Origin of the sequence: Streptomyces sp. CRCS-T-1 (assembly GCF_024442335.1) — a bacterium.
GTDB lineage: Bacteria > Actinomycetota > Actinomycetes > Streptomycetales > Streptomycetaceae > Streptomyces > Streptomyces koelreuteriae.
In genome coordinates this window covers 7,687,085-7,702,414 of the sequence record NZ_CP101651.1, presented here as the reverse complement: position 1 = coordinate 7,702,414, position 15,330 = coordinate 7,687,085, and the positions used below count along the sequence as shown (strand labels likewise).

Annotated in this window: 16 protein-coding genes and 1 pseudogene; 7 read left to right on the top strand and 10 right to left on the bottom strand. The window is 68.9% G+C overall.

Annotated elements, in window-relative coordinates; all coding sequences use genetic code 11:
* Positions 1–76: 76 nt before the first annotated feature.
* The 6 genes from NNW99_RS34890 to NNW99_RS34865 form a co-directional block, all read right to left on the bottom strand.
* The gene (locus NNW99_RS34890; protein ID WP_215123158.1) at positions 77–466 is read right to left on the bottom strand and encodes a hypothetical protein; all 390 of its coding nucleotides are present in this window, start codon (positions 464–466) and stop codon (positions 77–79) included.
* A 65-nt stretch (positions 467–531) separates the two neighbouring features.
* The gene (locus NNW99_RS34885; protein ID WP_215123157.1) at positions 532–732 is read right to left on the bottom strand and encodes a hypothetical protein; all 201 of its coding nucleotides are present in this window, start codon (positions 730–732) and stop codon (positions 532–534) included.
* Between the two features lie 41 nt (positions 733–773).
* On the bottom strand, positions 774–986 hold the full coding sequence (locus NNW99_RS34880; protein WP_215123156.1) for a hypothetical protein: 213 nt from the start codon (positions 984–986) through the stop codon (positions 774–776).
* An 83-nt stretch (positions 987–1,069) separates the two neighbouring features.
* Positions 1,070–1,261, bottom strand: a complete 192-nt coding sequence (locus NNW99_RS34875) for a hypothetical protein (protein WP_215123155.1) — start codon at positions 1,259–1,261, stop codon at positions 1,070–1,072.
* A 62-nt stretch (positions 1,262–1,323) separates the two neighbouring features.
* Entirely contained in the window at positions 1,324–1,506 is a 183-nt protein-coding gene (locus tag NNW99_RS34870; protein ID WP_215123154.1) for a hypothetical protein, read from the bottom strand.
* A 33-nt stretch (positions 1,507–1,539) separates the two neighbouring features.
* On the bottom strand, positions 1,540–4,020 hold the full coding sequence (locus NNW99_RS34865) for a S8 family serine peptidase (RefSeq protein WP_251058009.1): 2,481 nt from the start codon (positions 4,018–4,020) through the stop codon (positions 1,540–1,542).
* 287 nt (positions 4,021–4,307) lie between these two features.
* On the opposite strand from NNW99_RS34865, the gene NNW99_RS34860 reads away from it, so the two are divergent.
* The 3 genes and pseudogenes from NNW99_RS34860 (at position 4,308) to NNW99_RS34850 (ending at position 6,680) form a co-directional block, all read left to right on the top strand.
* Positions 4,308–5,015 (top strand): BTAD domain-containing putative transcriptional regulator, encoded by a 708-nt coding sequence (locus NNW99_RS34860; protein WP_215123152.1) that lies wholly within the window; start codon positions 4,308–4,310, stop codon positions 5,013–5,015.
* A gap of 386 nt (positions 5,016–5,401) precedes the next feature.
* A pseudogene (locus NNW99_RS34855) lies at positions 5,402–5,524 on the top strand (helix-turn-helix domain-containing protein); the annotation flags it as partial.
* Positions 5,525–5,684: 160 nt separating this feature from the next.
* Positions 5,685–6,680: an immunity 49 family protein gene (locus NNW99_RS34850; protein WP_215123151.1), complete on the top strand. Its 996-nt coding sequence runs from the start codon at positions 5,685–5,687 to the stop codon at positions 6,678–6,680.
* Positions 6,681–6,806: 126 nt separating this feature from the next.
* Here the strand turns inward: NNW99_RS34850 and NNW99_RS34845 are convergent, their stop codons facing one another.
* The gene (locus tag NNW99_RS34845; RefSeq protein WP_215123150.1) at positions 6,807–7,715 is read right to left on the bottom strand and encodes a hypothetical protein; all 909 of its coding nucleotides are present in this window, start codon (positions 7,713–7,715) and stop codon (positions 6,807–6,809) included.
* 325 nt (positions 7,716–8,040) lie between these two features.
* Here NNW99_RS34845 and NNW99_RS34840 point away from each other — a divergent pair, with 325 nt between their 5' ends.
* Positions 8,041–8,532: a DUF2975 domain-containing protein gene (locus NNW99_RS34840; protein ID WP_215123149.1), complete on the top strand. Its 492-nt coding sequence runs from the start codon at positions 8,041–8,043 to the stop codon at positions 8,530–8,532.
* Positions 8,533–8,791: 259 nt separating this feature from the next.
* On the opposite strand, the gene NNW99_RS34835 is transcribed toward NNW99_RS34840, so the two are convergent.
* From NNW99_RS34835 to NNW99_RS34825, 3 genes are all read right to left on the bottom strand, one after another.
* Positions 8,792–10,510 carry an acyl-CoA dehydrogenase family protein gene (locus NNW99_RS34835; protein WP_215123148.1) on the bottom strand — a complete coding sequence of 573 codons (1,719 nt, stop codon included), beginning with the start codon at positions 10,508–10,510 and terminating at the stop codon, positions 8,792–8,794.
* An 80-nt stretch (positions 10,511–10,590) separates the two neighbouring features.
* Positions 10,591–11,157: a PadR family transcriptional regulator gene (locus NNW99_RS34830; protein WP_215123147.1), complete on the bottom strand. Its 567-nt coding sequence runs from the start codon at positions 11,155–11,157 to the stop codon at positions 10,591–10,593.
* A gap of 135 nt (positions 11,158–11,292) precedes the next feature.
* The gene (locus tag NNW99_RS34825; RefSeq protein ID WP_215123146.1) at positions 11,293–11,877 is read right to left on the bottom strand and encodes a DinB family protein; all 585 of its coding nucleotides are present in this window, start codon (positions 11,875–11,877) and stop codon (positions 11,293–11,295) included.
* Between the two features lie 112 nt (positions 11,878–11,989).
* Between NNW99_RS34825 and NNW99_RS34820 the strand changes: the two genes are divergently transcribed.
* From NNW99_RS34820 to NNW99_RS34810, 3 genes are all read left to right on the top strand, one after another.
* Positions 11,990–12,343: a hypothetical protein gene (locus NNW99_RS34820; RefSeq protein ID WP_215123145.1), complete on the top strand. Its 354-nt coding sequence runs from the start codon at positions 11,990–11,992 to the stop codon at positions 12,341–12,343.
* A gap of 147 nt (positions 12,344–12,490) precedes the next feature.
* Positions 12,491–13,711, top strand: a complete 1,221-nt coding sequence (locus tag NNW99_RS34815) for a metallophosphoesterase (RefSeq protein ID WP_215123144.1) — start codon at positions 12,491–12,493, stop codon at positions 13,709–13,711.
* A gap of 319 nt (positions 13,712–14,030) precedes the next feature.
* On the top strand, positions 14,031–15,056 hold the full coding sequence (locus NNW99_RS34810; protein WP_215123143.1) for a hypothetical protein: 1,026 nt from the start codon (positions 14,031–14,033) through the stop codon (positions 15,054–15,056).
* Positions 15,057–15,330 lie beyond the last annotated feature (274 nt).

The window sequence follows — 15,330 nt, the reverse complement described above, 5'->3', positions numbered from 1 at the left end:
TCCCACCTTCGTAAGGGGCGTTGGCAACGGCGCCGGGACTCCGGCGCCGTGCCTGCCGCCTGGATCACTTGGCCGCCTAGACCATGCCGACCCACGTGCAGGGGCCGTTGGGCGGGCAGCTCCAGCCGCGTGCGTCGCGGCCGGGCGAGGGGGCGGGGTCCGCCACGACGTGACCGGTCATGGACCTCGGCCCCGGCTCCTCCAGGAACTGGCCTGTGGTTCCTTCGGGTTGGTCAACGGGCTGATACGTCCCCGTCACCTGCAGATAGGGCTGATAGAGGTCCCACCTGCGCTCGATGGTCGCGCCCTGGATGGGCAGGTCGAGCCGAATGCCCGCAGCACCTGCGGCCTCGGCCCGGGTACGGGAGCGCTCGGCACGCTCCATGCCCTGAGCGGCACGTGGGGGTGCCGCTCCGCGTGGCGGCGGCGACTTCTTCCGGTTCTTCGGGTTGGGTTCCTTGTTCATCCTGATGTCCTTTCAGCCGCCGTCCCGGCGGTGGGCCGCCAGGCCGCGCCGCCGGGACACGGAACTCAGTCGAACAGGGAGCCGATCGCCGAGCCGGCCAGGCCGAGCAGGGGCAGGATGGGCAGGTTGGGCTCGACGCCGTCGGTGCCGTCCCGCCGCCCGTGGTCACCGGCGGAAGTCCGGTCGACAGCGGGCGTCTGGAATGGCGTCCGGAGGGCGGTGACCGGCCCGGGGCCAGGGCGCCGCAGTGTGATCTCTTCGTTCATGGCACTGTCCTTTCAGTGTTGTCCTGCCGGGTGGTCCTCGCCTACAGCACGGCGTCCAGGGCACCCCGAGCAGCCTTGCCGATGGAGTGCCACGGGATGTCGGAGAGGCTCCAGTCGGCCTCGACACCGTCGGCGTCGCTGCCGCGGCCGGCCGTGCCGACGGGGGTCCGGTCGATCGCGGGCGTCTGGTACGGCGTCCGCGGGGCGGTGGCCGGTGAGGGGGAGACCTCACGCCACTTGTCAGTCGCAGTCATGATGCTGTCCTTTTCGATCCGGATGCCGGTGAGTGGGGCGCGCGGCCCCGCTCACCGACGCGCAATGGCCCCTGTGTGAGGCCTCAGAGCAGGAAGTTTGCCGCCGTCTTCAGCAGGCCGCCGAAGTCGAAGTTGGCCTCGACTCCGCCCGAGTCGTCGCCGTCGGCGCCCCGGGTGACGGTGGGGTTGCGGTCGATCGCGGGAGTCTGGAACGGCGTCCGGAGTGCCGCGGGCCGGGTGGGCCTCTCCTCGCGGGTGAACGGCGTGTCGTTCATCGTTTTCTCCTCTCACCTGTGGGGTGGGCCGACGACAGATAGCCGCCGGTGGTCTGTCGTCGCTAGTCGCGTTGCAGGGCCCGGCACAGCTCGCGGCCGGAGCCGGTCAGGTCCCCACACATCGACTTGGCTGCTTCCGCGCCCCGGTCCTCGGCTCTGTCGGCCGGCGCCTCCCAGGGGTTGCGGTGAACCGCCGGGGTCTGGAGGGGAGCGTTGAGTTCGGGGCGAGTCGGGGTCTCGTACATGAGGTCTCCCTGGTCCGGTGTGTCGTAGAGCGGTCAGTAGCCGCCGATGAAGATGTGAGGCGGTGCGAGGCTGACCGGGAGCTCGTCGCTCACGTCGTAGGTGAACAGGACGGAGCGCTTCGCCCTTCGGTCGTTCTCCGGGTCGAAGAAGGTCATGACGACGTCTTGGCAGTCGGAACCGGGGCGGCAGAACGGGCTCTTGGAGACCTTGATGGTGTCCAGGGCGTACAGCGGTTCCTCTTCGGACCTGCCACGGCCCGGTACGTCCTTGGCCGCCATTCCTTCGGCCATTTCCCTACCGACGTCGAAGGCGTTGGTGCCGGCGAAGTTCAGCGCCCGGTCGGCGGAGCTCTGCCCGAGGTTGCGGAACTCCCAGTAGACCTTGTCGAGGAAGGTGCGGACCGACTTCTCCAGGTTTGCCGATTCCCCTTCGACCGACGGGGTGAGCTGCAGAGCCTGCATGACCGACTGGACGAAGACGTGCTCGTTCCAGGTGTAGAGACCGCGGCTCTTCACCTCGACCACAGGGACCACCTGGCCGGAGAACAGGCGTACTGTTCGCTCAGTCAGGACGCCCGGGATCGACACTCGCGAGACGTACGTTTCGCTCTTCCGGTCCTGGACCTGTCCGACGATGGCGTCCCGGAAGGTTCGGTAGACAGTGGACACCGGTGGGTACGACAGGGTGTCCACGATGTCCGCCAGTTGGTCCCTCTTGTCACTCGCGGCCGCGTTGGCGCTGTCTCGCACCGCGTCCGGCGTTGCACCGCGGTCCGTGATGATGGGCCGCGTCCAGTCCATCCCCACCGGCATCTCCGCCTCAAGCGCGTAGAGCGGTGTGGCGTCCATGTTCAGCGTCCAGGTGAGCTTGTCGCATGCCCACGGGTTCTTGGACAGGTAGGCGTGGAGCTGCCTGGGGTCGTAGACGTTCGGCTGGACCTCTTGCTCCGGGTGCTCGTCGGTGGCCGGCCTGAACTCGACCGGCATCTGCTGCCGGAAGCTGTCCCGGCGGGCCTCGGTCCGGTAGTCGAAGCCAATCGTGCCGATTGCGAAGATGAGCTGGCGTCCCTGACCACTCACGGGACCGCTCATGGTTGCCGCTGTCGCTCCCCTCGTACTCCCTCCGCAGGTGCCGCCGCAGTCGGAGCAGGAGGGACGTACGCCCTGCTCGACCGGGACGGGCGCAGGTGAGGCGGGCTGCGTCACCGGTGGTGCCGGAGGGACGTCGGCCGCGGGGACTGGCGGTGTCATCGGCTGGACGGCGGGCTGAACTCCGACCTGCGGCACCGCCTGCTGAAATGCCGGCGCCCCGACTTGTTGGGGCGCCTGCGGCATGGCCTGCTGAGATGCCGGCGCGGCCTGGGGGATGGCTGGGGCCGTCTGGGGAACCGACGGAGGAAGCGTGGGCGCCGGAGGCGGCTCGGCAGGCGGTGTGACCGTGGTGGCGGGAGGCGGGGCCGCGGCCGCGGACAGGCCCTCGGGCGTCTCCCCGGCGTGCGCGTGTACGGCGTTCGTGTCCATGGCGATGGCTCTTCCTTTCGGTTCGGCGTAGGTCGTCCGAGGCGTCGAGGGGCCGACGGTGATGCTGACGGGGTCGCCCCGCACCTCTTGGGGGACGACCGGGCCCCTCTCCCTGATGAGGTCGAAGGCGCGCGCGGCGGCGAGGTGGCCGCCGAGGAGTCGACGGCACTTGGGCGCGTCGTCCGGGGCGCACGGCGGGCGGCTCGCGGAGGTGAGAATGGCCCGGCCGGCGGCGAGCGGGTCCGGTTCACGCCCCTCGGCGATCTGCTGGGCCACGAGCAGTGCCGCGACCCCGGTGACCGCCGGGGTGGCGAAACTGCTGCCGGTCAGCGCGGCGACTCGGCCACCGGGAACCGCGCCCTCGATGTCCCGGCCGGGGGCGAGGACGCCGTTCGTCCGATAGGCGGGCCCCCAGTTGTTGATGTCCAGCGGCTCGCCGGCGGCGTCGGTCGCCCCGACGGCGAGCACGGACGGCGTGGCGGCAGGAGCCTGGAGGCAGTCGCAGCCGTCGTTGCCGACCGCCGCGACCACCAGCACCCCGTTCTCCGCGCACCGTCGAAGCGCCCGCTCCAGCATGGCCTCCGCCTTGCCGTCCGCACTGCGCTCGCCGCCGCTGATGTTGATGACGTGGGCCCCCGCCTCCACGGCCTGTTCGACCGCCCGGGCGAGGTCGAGCTGGGGCACCCGGGCCACACCGCCGTCCGGGGACTCCCGGAACACCGGGAGGACGAAACCGCGGCACCGCGGCAGAAGGCCTGCCACCGGAGATCCGGGCTGCCCGAACAGAAGGCTGGCCACGTGGGTGCCGTGCAACGACATAGGTCCGGAACCGGCGGCATCCGGCACCAGCGTGGCCAGCTGGGTGAGATCCGCTCCCGAGAAACACGGATGCGCAAAGTCGACGGGCCCGTCCAGCACGGCGACGCGGACCTCGGGCGTGCCCAGAAGCCCGGCTTGACCGGGAACCGCGCTGAGTACCGACCGGACGTCCATCCGCTCCTCCGTTCCGAGCGCTCGTGGTTCCTTGGGTTGCGAGTCAGGTTTCCCACAAAGATGTTCCGGGGATATTCGATGAAATATGCAAGATTTACAGATGAGGCATTTCTGGAGCGTTCACGGAGCGTTCATAATGCATTTCGGGTGCGCCGAGGAAATGTTTTTCGGGCGTTGGATCGGTGATTCTCGAAGCACCCTGTGCGGCGGGCACGCCTGGTCCGACGGGGTTACAGCGGTTGCAGCGGAAAAACGCGTCGAGCACAGTGTTAGCTGTGATGAACGCAATGCGTCTTCAAATCCTGGGCCCATTTGAATTAATCTGCGGCGGGCGTCCGGTCGCCGTCCCGGCGGGGGCTCAGCGTCTGCTCGCCCTGTTCGCCGTGCGCGGCGAAGGGATTCACAGACGCGCTGCCGCGGAGCAGCTCTGGCCGGAGTGCACCCCGCTGCGGGCCGCGGCCAACCTCAGGTCGGCCTTGTGCCAGAGCCGCAAGCTCGGCCCGAAGACCGTCGTGGTCAGCGAAGGCCACCGTCTTGCGCTGTCGCCGTGCATCTCCGTGGACCACTGGGAAGTCTGCGGGGCCGCCCGCCAGCTCCTGGAGCCCGAGGAAGGGCTGCAGGCCACGCCTGCCGATCTCGACCGGCTCGTCGAGGAACTCAGCCGGCCGCTGCTGCTCGGGTGGGACGACGAGTGGCTGATACTCGAACGCGAACGATGGGACCATATGCGTCTGTACGCGCTGGAGGCCCTGGCACAGCAATTCCTCGCCCTCGACAGGTTCCTGGCGGCGCACCAGGCGGCCCTCGCCGCCACGTCCGTCGACCCCTACCGCGAGACCGCCCACCGTATCGCCATCGAAGTGCACGCGGCAGAGGGCAATGTCGCCTGTGCGGTCAAGCACTACCTGGAATACCGCAGACTTCTGCAACGGGAACTGAGGGTCTCGCCGTCCCAGCGGATGGCCGAGCTGATCCGGGAACTGACGACCGCCTAGCGATGGAATGGGTCGCGGCCTGGGACCCACCACCGCGCACGACCGGCGAGTTGCTGGTACGCATGCCCGGACGCGACGGGCTGTCGGCCGACAGCGCTTCTCGGATTCTCGTATGCGCCTTCCCCGAAGTCCGCCAAGAGGTCAGGAGCAGGCGCGCGCGACCGCACTGCCGAACGGTTAACCCGAACCCTCGCCGAGCAGTTGGGCATCGGGTCCGCTATACATCTTCCGCCATGTCCGTGTCACGAGCTCCAGGGACACTCGCGCGCCACAGGGCTCCGACTTGGGCCTGCGGGCCCGCCCTGGACCAGCTGGGCGCCCAGACGGCTTCTACGACACGTGCCCTGGTATCGCGGCCCACTCGCTAGCTGTATTGATCACGAGCGTTGTTGACCGTTCACGGCAGGCGACTGCTGATCGAGCGGGTCCGCTCCGGTCCGGCTGTAGCACATGTCGCCGCGGAGATGGGCATCTCCCGTCCCACGGCCCACAAGTGGCTACGCCGCTGGTAAAAGGGCGCCTGAACAGGTCTTTCACCCAGTCGGGCGCCTCGCGCCAAGCCCCTTCGACCGTTCCGGAATGGACGGCCGTCCGGCGCGCTCCAGTGCTGTCAGTGCCCGTTGATAGCGTGCTTCGTCCAGTCGTGGAGTTCATGAAGGGGCGGGGTACGTGCGCAATGTGACATGCCATCAGGTCGGTGAGCAGCGGTTGGCCGAGGCTCTCGACGACATCGACGGGCGGGCCTTCACGCGGTGGCACTCGCTGCGGTACGGCAGCATCTCGCCGTCGCTGATCCGGGCCATGGCTGACGAACTGCTCGACCATGTCGCCGCGCGAACGGTGACGGAGCCGGGGCTCGACGCTGCGGCCGGCACGGTCGCCGTCACCGCCGCGGAGTGCGTGCACGGAGTGCTGAGCATCATGTGCTTCCCCGAGGGGGATCAGGAACTCCGCTTCCCCCTCGTCGGGGAGCGGATCAGCACGGACCCGGACGACGACGAGTTCGGGGACGGGCCCATCACCTTCCGGGACGTGGTCAAGGAGGCGCCCACCGCGCGGACGTGGCTCGACATGTTCGAGATGTGTGTCGTCAGCGGGCATGTGTGGGACTGGGAGCGGGTCACCGGGCTGCTGCTGCGCGAGGACTACGCGCCCGCCATCCGTGACGGCGTGCCCTACAACCGGTACACCTCCGTCTCCGACCCCGCCGACCTCGCCGCCATGGACGCCCTGTGCCTCTATCTCACCGAGGCGGCCGGGCATCTGCCCCGCGACTGGCCTACGGTTCCGCTGCGCAAGCCGGACGCCGGGGAGCGCACGGAGGCCGCCCGGCGGCTCGACGAGGTCGGCGACGGGCTGAGCGCGGACCAGCGGCTGCTCCGCGTACTCCTCGACGACGACCAGCACGCCTTCGAGGACGCCCTCGTCGCCCGGCTGGTCGCGTACCGGGAGGGCGTCGAGGCCGATGCCGGTGATCCCGCACCCCGGTCCCTCCTCCCCCTCGGCACCCTGGCCCTGGCCTGCCTCGCCGTCCAGGTCCATGGGTGGGAACTCGGTGTCCGGTCCGGGTATCTGCCGTACGGTCTGCTGGGATCGCCGGACGCGCCGCGCCGGGCGGCGGAGGGGAACCGGAACAATTTGGGCTGCTGGGCAGCCGCCGAGTAGGCCACCCGGGATCCGAAAGACACGGCCTGGCTCGGCGTTGGCGTCGGGGCCGACCCGGCGGTCACATCTCCCTGTACGCCGGGGCGCCAGGCCATATCCCGCGCACAGCGGCAGGAGGCCGTTTCATCAGCCGAAGCCGCGGAGCGAGGTGAGGACGTACCCCAGCAGGACGAGGCAAGAACTGCCGACGGCGACGATCACCTGTGGAACGCTCGGCTGCATCCCCAGCATCATGGGGCTCCAACCCCAGAACACCAGCGTGGCCAGAGCGGTGCGCACGGTCTGGAAGGGCGCCGACCAGGCCACCTCCTGGAGGTCGTCGGCGTCGGGCAACAGGGTGAACAGCGAGGTCAGAGCCACACCGATGAGCGCGACGACGATGAAGGCGATCAGCGAGCCCGCGCCCGACTCGTCGTCCTGAAAGGCGTTCCAGCGGTTCTCGGCGAGCGTGGCCAAGTCCTTGCTCTCGTTGATGTAGCCGCCGAGACCGGGGTCCGACCGAGCCCACAGAACATCGACCTCGGCGCCTTCGCCGGGCTTCTCGTACGTGTAAGCCCCTCGCACGGCCAGCCGCTGCGCACCGCCGGGCACGGAGACCAGGAGACGGGACACGTATCCCTTCACGACCCCGTCGCTCAACTCCTGTCGTGTCGACTGCCGTTCCACGACCGTCGCGGTGCTCACCGTCGCGCCGGCATCACGCAGGTCGTCGAGTTCGCCGCCCGCGTTGGAGGAGGTCAGGAGGACGACGGCGAACAAGGCGGAGGAGAACGCGGCGATGGCCCAGAGAGCGCCGGTGCGAAGCTTGACCCAGAGCTCGTCCGTGAACTCGTCGGCCTTGGGCGCGCCGCGCAGCACCCACAGCGCCACCACCCGCACCACCGCACACCCCATCGCGACGGCACCCCACACGAAGGGTTCGCGCCAGGGCCGGGCCATGGCTGTGGCGCCCAGCAGCCACATGCAGGCGACAGCGGCCGCGACCCACGCCGCGAGCGAGCACAGCCGTACGAGCCATATGAGCGTCGAACGCACAGATCCTCCCGATGACACGTGAAGCGACCTGACTACAGCGCGCGCATCGGCGTGCCCAGGTACACGACCAAGTGAGCAGCCCCCTGCGGACCCCCAGATCATCATCTGATCGGACCAGGGCCGGTGTCCGGTACACCAGGCGCGCCACATCGCTCGGATCTGGTGCGAGTGCTCCTCGTCGGCGAGGGCCCAGCCCCCCCCAGGCCGAGGGGCCCTCAGCTACGCAGCAGCCCGTCTTCTTCCCCGGGTCCCCCGCCGCCCCAGCCCTTGCTTCATCTATCGAAATTCGATAGATTCCCATCGTGACTCGATGGGAGGTTCGGCCGTGGGAAAGCTGACAGTGAGTGCGCTGCGCGCCGTGCTCGCGGTGGTGCTCGCCGGTACCGTGTTCGTACAGGCATTGATGGTGTGGGCATTGGTCAGCGGGAACGACCCGGAGGACGGGTCGCTCCCCCTGACCCCTCTGCGCGTGATCACCATCCTGGGCATGGTGTCGGTCCAGGTCGCCCTGGTCTGCGTATGGCGGCTGGTGACGATGGTGCGGCGCCGAACCGTGTTCTCCCACGCCGCCTTCCGGTACGTGGACCTCGTGATCGGCGCGATCGTGACGGCTGCCCTCGTGTGGTTCGCGGTCACGATCCTCAATGCGCCGGGCCAGCGTGACGACCCGGGCGTCACCGTCATCATGGGCGGGGTGGGCGTGGCCATCCTCGGGGTCGCGCTCATCGTGCTCGTGCTGCGGATGCTGCTCGCCCAGGCCGTCGCGCGCGACGCCGAAGCGGCGCAGATGCGGGACGAGCTGGACGAGGTGATCTGACGTCGATCGGGATCGCCAATCGGCAGGAGTTCCCGGGAAAGACTCAGCTCCGTGTGCTCCGGCGATGCCCTTGTCAGCTCCCGAACGCTTCACCATGGCCCCGTACTCGGCGAAGAAGCTGGGCGTCTTCCAGGGCCTGAAGTCGGGTTGCCTTGAGGCATGTGCGCCCCAGGCAACCCGACGCAGCCACGGTACGAGCGTTACCGCTCGCGGGGCCCCTGGCCGTCACATGTCGACGGCGAGCCCTGTGGGCGGGCTGTCACGGCGCCATCTCGTACGCCCCGGACAGTGCCTCCACACGCTCCCAGACCCGCCCCGAACGCGCTTCGTCGACGACGGGACGCCGGACCGCACCGAGTGCCCAGCGCTGCTGATCCACCGTGGCGGAGTCCTTGCCGTGCAGTTCGACGGCGAAGGAGGAGAAGTCGCGGACGAGGACGGAGAACAGCTCGTCGAGCACATCCTCGTCCAGGTCCGTCAGGCGGGCCTGCTCCAGGATGAGCTGGCCGTGCACCACCAGGGCGAACAGTTGGCCGACGGCGAGCAGAAGGTCGAGGTCGCGGCTCTGCTCCTCGTCGGGGGCCGCGGTGGTGACGAACTCGCACAGGGCGTCGGCCTGCTCGCGGAAGCGGGCGACGTTCGGCACCTCGGCGTATGCGTCGTAGGCGGGGCGCCAGTCGTGGAAGCGTACGGAGCCGAGGCCGCGGGCGGGACCCTGTTCGAAGAGGAAGGTGTCGTCGGCCGCGTCGAGGCGGGTCGGTACGGGCGCGAACTCGGCGGGGTTCAGGAGGTGGTTGCGCATGAACTTGAGGATCAGCGCGAGGTTGACGTGGACCGTGCCCTCGAGCTTGGGCAGTCCCCGGATCTCGACGGCGGCCTGGGCGAAGTAGGTGTCCTTCTCGAAGCCCTTGGCGGCGATCACGTCCCACATCAGGTCGATGACCTTCTCGCCCTCCGTGGTCACCTTCATCTTCGTCATCGGGTTGAAGAGCAGGTAGCGGCGGTCGTCCGGCGAGGCGGAGCGGAAGTAGTCGACGGCGCGGTCGCTGAAGAGCTTCATGCCGACGAGGCGGACGTACGCGTCGGCCAACTCGCGGCGCACGTGCGGGAAGGCGGTGACGGGGCGGCCGTACAGGATGCGGTTCTGCGCGTGGGTGACCGCCTCGTACATCGCGTGCTCGCAGATGCCGATCGAGGCGGTGCAGAGGTTGAACTTGCCGACGTTGACGGTGTTGAGGGCGGCGTCGAAGGCGGCGCGGCCCGTGTGCAGGACGTCGTCCGGGCCCACCGGGTAGTCCTCGAGGCGGAATTCGCTGACGTACTTCGAGGAGTCGACGACGTTCTTCACGAGGTGGTACGCCGAGTGGCGGCTGTCGGCGGCGAAGAAGACGTAGCCGTCGGGGCCCTCGATGTCGGTGCGACGGCCGAAGACCGAGACGAGCCCGGCGGCGTTGCCGTTGCCGATGTAGTACTTGGAGCCCGTCGCCGTGAAGCCGCCGTTGCCGTCCGGCGTCAGCAGCATGTCGGTGGAGTAGATGTCGGCGCCATGGGTCTTCTCGGAGAGACCGAAGGCGAACACCTCGCCCTGGGTGAGGAGTTCCGCGGCGCGGGTGCGAGCCGCCGCGTTGTCGCTCTGCCAGACCGGTCCGAGACCGAGGATGGTCACCTGCCACGCGTACCAGTAGTCGAGACCGTAGAAGCCGAAGATCTCGTTGAGGGCGGCGATCCGGGCCGTGTCCCAGCGCTGGTCCTTGTCGCCGGCGGCGGACGCCGGGATGAGGAAGGTGGCGAACAGCCCTTCCTTGGCGGCGAACGCGAGGAAGTCGGCCAGCCAGGCGCGGGAACGGTAGTCCTCGATCAGCCGGCGCTTGCCGCGGTCCTCGAACCAGTCGACGGTGGCACGCAGCAACCTGCGGGTCTCGGCGTCGAACTGCGCCGGGTCGTACGTACGGGGGTTGAAGAGGAGGGGGTCGGCCATGAAGGTCCGCCTTCCGAGGGTTGAGGGTTGAGCGTGCGGGTCTGAAGGGCGCGGGGTCCGGGCGGCGTTGGCCGACCCGGTCAGGCGGGCGCGTGTGGCATGCCGAGCCGGCCGAGGGTGGCGAGTACGTCGTCGAGCCAGGCGATCGTCATCCGCTCGTACGCGATGCCGCCGCGCAGCACGACATGCTGCAGTTCCTGACCGGCGTCGAGCGGGGTGGGGGCTTCCGGGCCGGTGAAGTCGCGCAGTTCCCCGGTCACATAGTGCGCGAGCCGGTCGCTGTGCACCTGGCGGTGTCGTTCGACCTCACGGATCAGCACGGACGGGTCGTCGAAGGCCGCGCCTCGGATCTTCACTGCGAGTTCGTGCCGGATGCTCTCGGGTTCGATCGGTTCGTGCAGCCATTGAGAGAGGGCGGCGCGGCCGGGGCCTACGACGGAGTACTCCTTCTTGTCCGGTCGGCTCTGCTGCGACAGCGCACGGACGGCGAGCAGGCCCTCGCCCTCCATGCGCTTGAGAACGCGGTAGATCTGCTGGTGCGTGGCGGTCCAGAAGTATCCGATGGACCGCTCGAACCGCCGGGCCAGCTCATAGCCGGAGCCCGGCTTCTCCAGCAGGGAGACGAGGATCGCGTGCTCGAGAGCCATGCCCAGATCCTTCTATGCAACTCGTTGCATAGCCAAGGGGCGCTGCCCAGGTGAGACAGGGCTCACGCGGGGCGGCGGTGGATAGCTCTCACCCTGCCGTTTCCGCCTCTTGCCCACCCCCGACCGAGACGACCTCTAAGCCTTGGCCGGTGCGGCCGACCTGGCGGCCTGCTCGATCTTCGCGCAGTAGGCCGCACGGGCTTGTTCGTCGATCCCCGTCTCGTATTCGGCGCGCATCCCGGTCCGGCCGTCGAGGCCCTCGCGCAGGATGTCGGCGTGCCCGGTATGCCGGATGGACTCGCCGAGGACATGGACCAGGACGGCGAACAGGTTCGTGTTGAGATAAGGCTCCGGCCACCAGGGCACGTGGCCGGGGGCGTCGAGGGGAAGCGCGTTGATCGTCGCGTCCGAGTGCTCCCAGGTGCGCCGGTAGAACCCGATGATCTGATCGCGGGTCTCGCCCTCGGTCGCCCACAGGTCGCTGCCGTCGTGGTCCTGCCACCGGGGCAGCGGTTCCGGGGAAGGGCGGTCGAAGACCTCGCCGAAGTACCTGGCCTCGACGGTGGCCACGTGTTTGACCAGGCCGAGGAGGTTGGTCCCGGTCGCTGTCAAAGGCCGGCGGGCGTCGTATTCGGACAAGCCGTCGAGTTTCCAGAGCAGCGCCTCGCGGTCCCGCCGTAATCTCCCGTGCAGGTTGTCCTTCGCGAATTCATCGATCATGCGGCATGAGCCTGCCATGGGCCGCTCGTGGCCTCAAGATCCCGTACGTGGTACGCAGCGACCGGCGGAGCCGAGCTGTGGCTGACCGACAATGGCGTCGAGGGGAATGAGCATGGGCAACTGGGTCGTGATCGCGGAGTACTACAGCGACACGTACAGGACCGAGTTCATCTGTCGCGGGCAGGAAACGAAGGACCAGGCGCTGAACGCACTCCGTGCCGCACTCCACACGTATCTGCCGAGCAAGAACATCGTCGAGAAGCGGCGCCGCGTGTATCGCTTCGCCGACCAGGAGTCATACCTGGTGGTGATCAAAGGCAGGCTGACAGAGTGGGAGTGCACCCTGCGCATCGCGGAGCTGATCTCGGACTCGAACGACCCGGCCGTGGCCGAGCGGGCACAACCGGACGACGACGCGGCGGAGCCGGCCGACGGGCGGCAGGACCGGATCCCGCCCGGCTACTGAGCGGCGAACCCTGACGCTGTCCAGCGGTCTGGTTGCCCTGTGGACGCCTTCCTGCGGCGTGCCGCCGGACAGGGAACCGAGGTCCGGCCGGGCCGAGGGCGAACGGATACAGTTCGCGCGACGGCAGCTTGGTCAGAGAGGGAGAGCGTGGCCGACACCAGCAACACCCGACCCGCCGACAGCGAAGCGCGAGCACCGCGGCGGAGCCGACTGCAGCGCCTGATGCGCTACCTCCCCCTGATCGCCCCCGTCCTGCTGTGGGCCGTGCCCTGCGGGGTGCTCCTGTACGCAGGCCAGCACTGGCCGCTGCCCGTCACGCTGGTCGGCACCGCCCTGTTCGCCCTCGGCCTGGTCGGTATGCCGCTCGCGATGGCGCGTGGCCACGGCCGGCGCCAGCAGGACCGGGCGGCGATCGTCGGTGACACCCTGCTGGGCACGAGCTGGGTTCTGTTCACCTGGTCCGTTCTGCTCGGCGTCTTCCTGCGGCTCGCCTTGGCCGTGGCCGGCGTCGGCGAGGGTCAGGACCGGGCCCGCATCGTCACTTGGGCCGTCCTCGGCGTCACCGCTGTACTGCTCGCCTGGGGGTACGCCGAGGCCCGCCGCGTGCCACGCGTGCGCCGACTCGACGTGCAACTGCCACGGCTGGGTGCCGGGTTGGACGGCACCCGCGTCGTCCTCATCACCGACACGCACTACGGCCCACTCGATCGCGCCCGCTGGTCGGCCCGGGTGTGCGAGACCGTGAACACCCTGGAAGCCGACCTGGTCTGCCACACCGGCGACATCGCGGACGGCACGGCCGAACGCCGCCGCGCCCAGGCCGCCCCGCTCGGCACCGTGCGGGCCACCCGGGCCCGCGTCTACGTCACCGGCAACCACGAGTACTACAGCGAGGCCCAGGGCTGGGTCGACCTGATGGACGAGCTGGGCTGGGAGCCGCTGCGCAACCGCCATCTGCTGCTCGAACGCGGAGGCGACACCCTCGTGGTCGCGGGCGTGGACGACGTCACCGCCGAGTCCTCCGGCCTGGCAGGCCACGGCGCCCACCTCGACGGAGCCCTGAACGGCGCCGACCCCGACCACCCCGTCCTGCTCCTGGCCCACCAGCCCAAGTTCATCGACCGGGCAGCGGCCGTCGGTATCGACCTCCAGCTCTCCGGCCACACCCACGGCGGCCAGATCTGGCCCTTCCACCACCTGGTCCGCATCGACCAGCCCGCCCTCGCCGGCCTCAGCCACCACGGCCCCCGCACCCTCCTCTACACCAGCCGCGGCACCGGCTTCTGGGGCCCGCCCTTCCGCGTCTTCGCCCCCAGCGAGATCACCCTGCTCGTGCTCCGCTCCCCGCAGCTGCCCACCTCGTCGTAGCGCTGGGCGGGCCGACATATCCGCTGGGAGCAGTCCACAAGCCGAGGGGTGCGACGTCGACAGCTGACCAGGCCCGCACTCGACGACTTGGGCCACGGACCGCGACATGATCAAAATCGAATGCCGCATTCGTGCACGTGAGCGGCTCCGGTGAATGTCGAACTACCTAGAGCGGCAATAGATTCGCATAGCAACACCATTCGGACCATACTGGACTATGGGCTTCCGTTGGTGACACGCTCGCGCTTCGAGCCGAGCGGCCCATTCATCGGCATAGCGGTCGGGGGACTCTTTCGAATGTGATGCGAAAGGACCTGCCATGGAACTCGAATCTCTCCCGGATGACGTCGTCGCGGCGATCGAAGTACGGGATCATTGGAGGCGTGCCTCGGCCGGCGGTGGCCTGGAGTTCCTTGTCACCGACATCGCGCGATGGACGCCCGGCTCGACCGTGCGAGTCGCGTTTCTCGACGGAGACGAACAACTGCACGCGGATATCGCAGGAGCGACGTCACAGATCACCGACGCCTGCAACCTTGAACTCGACTTCGGCCATGACGAGGCGACAGGAACGTTCCGGCGATGGACCACGGCCGACACCGCCTTCGCCGCCGAGATCCGAGTCAGCTTCGACATGGGCGGCTACTTCTCCCTGGTCGGCACGGACAGCACTGATCGCACCATCGGCTCGACAGGTGGCCCAGTGGGGGGCAATCCCGGCCAGCGCAGCCTGAACCTCGGGCGCTACGCGGTGAACAGGCCGGCCCAGTGGGAGGGCACCGTGCGCCATGAGTTCCTGCACGCACTGGGATTCCACCACTCCCACCAGAACATGCGTGGCACCTGCGAGGACGAGTTCCGTTGGGACGATGAGGCCGGATATGTTCCCACACAGGATGGAGACGGTGTTTTCGTGGCGGACGCTCAAGGCCGACGCCCCGGCATCTACACCTACCTCGCGGGGGAGCCGAACCGATGGCCTCGTGCGAAGGTGGATCACAACCTTCGCACCGAGGACGACCCGGATGTCGTCGCCGGGCCTTTCGACTCACAGTCCGTGATGCTGTACCGGTTCCCGGCGTTCTTCTACAAGTCCAACCCGAGCAGTTGCGCGCCGGCCGGTACTGGACAGAACCTGTCGGACGGCGACAAGCGCGGGCTCAACCTGTTGTACCCGCACACCGCAGCGGAGTTGGCGGACCTCCAGTCCCGGGCCGACGCGGTCCTGCAGTCGATCGGGACCGGCACGGACGGGCTTCCCGGTACGGACGGGGACAACCTGGTGGGGGCGTATCGCAGCCGGGTCGATGCGCTGGTCACCGCACAGGCTGCGGGCGCCGACTGAACCGAGCAGGGAACGCCTCTCCAGTGCCACCACATACTCAACCGCCCGACGAAATCAGCGGGCTTGAGACCCGCCCCAAGCCCGCCGACCCGGCCCCATGGGAGCGACTGGGCACAAGATACTGCGGGTCGGGGGCGTCGCCTTCTGCCCCGACGGCCACAGCCACGCGTCGGCACCGCACTTCGACCGCTCTTCCGGGTCACGGCAAGAGTTTGCGTCCATCCACCGCCGTAGCGCGGATGAGTCGCTGGTCAATCGGCTGCCAATCGCCCGT

Excerpts from the sequence above, each read along its gene's own strand:
- NNW99_RS34820 (WP_215123145.1), top strand. The coding sequence starts at position 11,990 with ATGGGCAACTGGGTCGTGATCGCGGAGTACTACAGCGACACGTACAGG.
- NNW99_RS34865 (WP_251058009.1), bottom strand. The coding sequence starts at position 4,020 with ATGGACGTCCGGTCGGTACTCAGCGCGGTTCCCGGTCAAGCCGGGCTT.
- NNW99_RS34875 (WP_215123155.1), bottom strand. The coding sequence starts at position 1,261 with ATGAACGACACGCCGTTCACCCGCGAGGAGAGGCCCACCCGGCCCGCG.
- NNW99_RS34880 (WP_215123156.1), bottom strand. The coding sequence starts at position 986 with ATGACTGCGACTGACAAGTGGCGTGAGGTCTCCCCCTCACCGGCCACC.
- NNW99_RS34860 (WP_215123152.1), top strand. The coding sequence starts at position 4,308 with ATGCGTCTTCAAATCCTGGGCCCATTTGAATTAATCTGCGGCGGGCGT.
- NNW99_RS34890 (WP_215123158.1), bottom strand. The coding sequence starts at position 466 with ATGAACAAGGAACCCAACCCGAAGAACCGGAAGAAGTCGCCGCCGCCA.
- NNW99_RS34825 (WP_215123146.1), bottom strand. The coding sequence starts at position 11,877 with ATGATCGATGAATTCGCGAAGGACAACCTGCACGGGAGATTACGGCGG.
- NNW99_RS34885 (WP_215123157.1), bottom strand. The coding sequence starts at position 732 with ATGAACGAAGAGATCACACTGCGGCGCCCTGGCCCCGGGCCGGTCACC.
- NNW99_RS34810 (WP_215123143.1), top strand. The coding sequence starts at position 14,031 with ATGGAACTCGAATCTCTCCCGGATGACGTCGTCGCGGCGATCGAAGTA.
- NNW99_RS34870 (WP_215123154.1), bottom strand. The coding sequence starts at position 1,506 with ATGTACGAGACCCCGACTCGCCCCGAACTCAACGCTCCCCTCCAGACC.
- NNW99_RS34835 (WP_215123148.1), bottom strand. The coding sequence starts at position 10,510 with ATGGCCGACCCCCTCCTCTTCAACCCCCGTACGTACGACCCGGCGCAG.
- NNW99_RS34830 (WP_215123147.1), bottom strand. The coding sequence starts at position 11,157 with ATGGCTCTCGAGCACGCGATCCTCGTCTCCCTGCTGGAGAAGCCGGGC.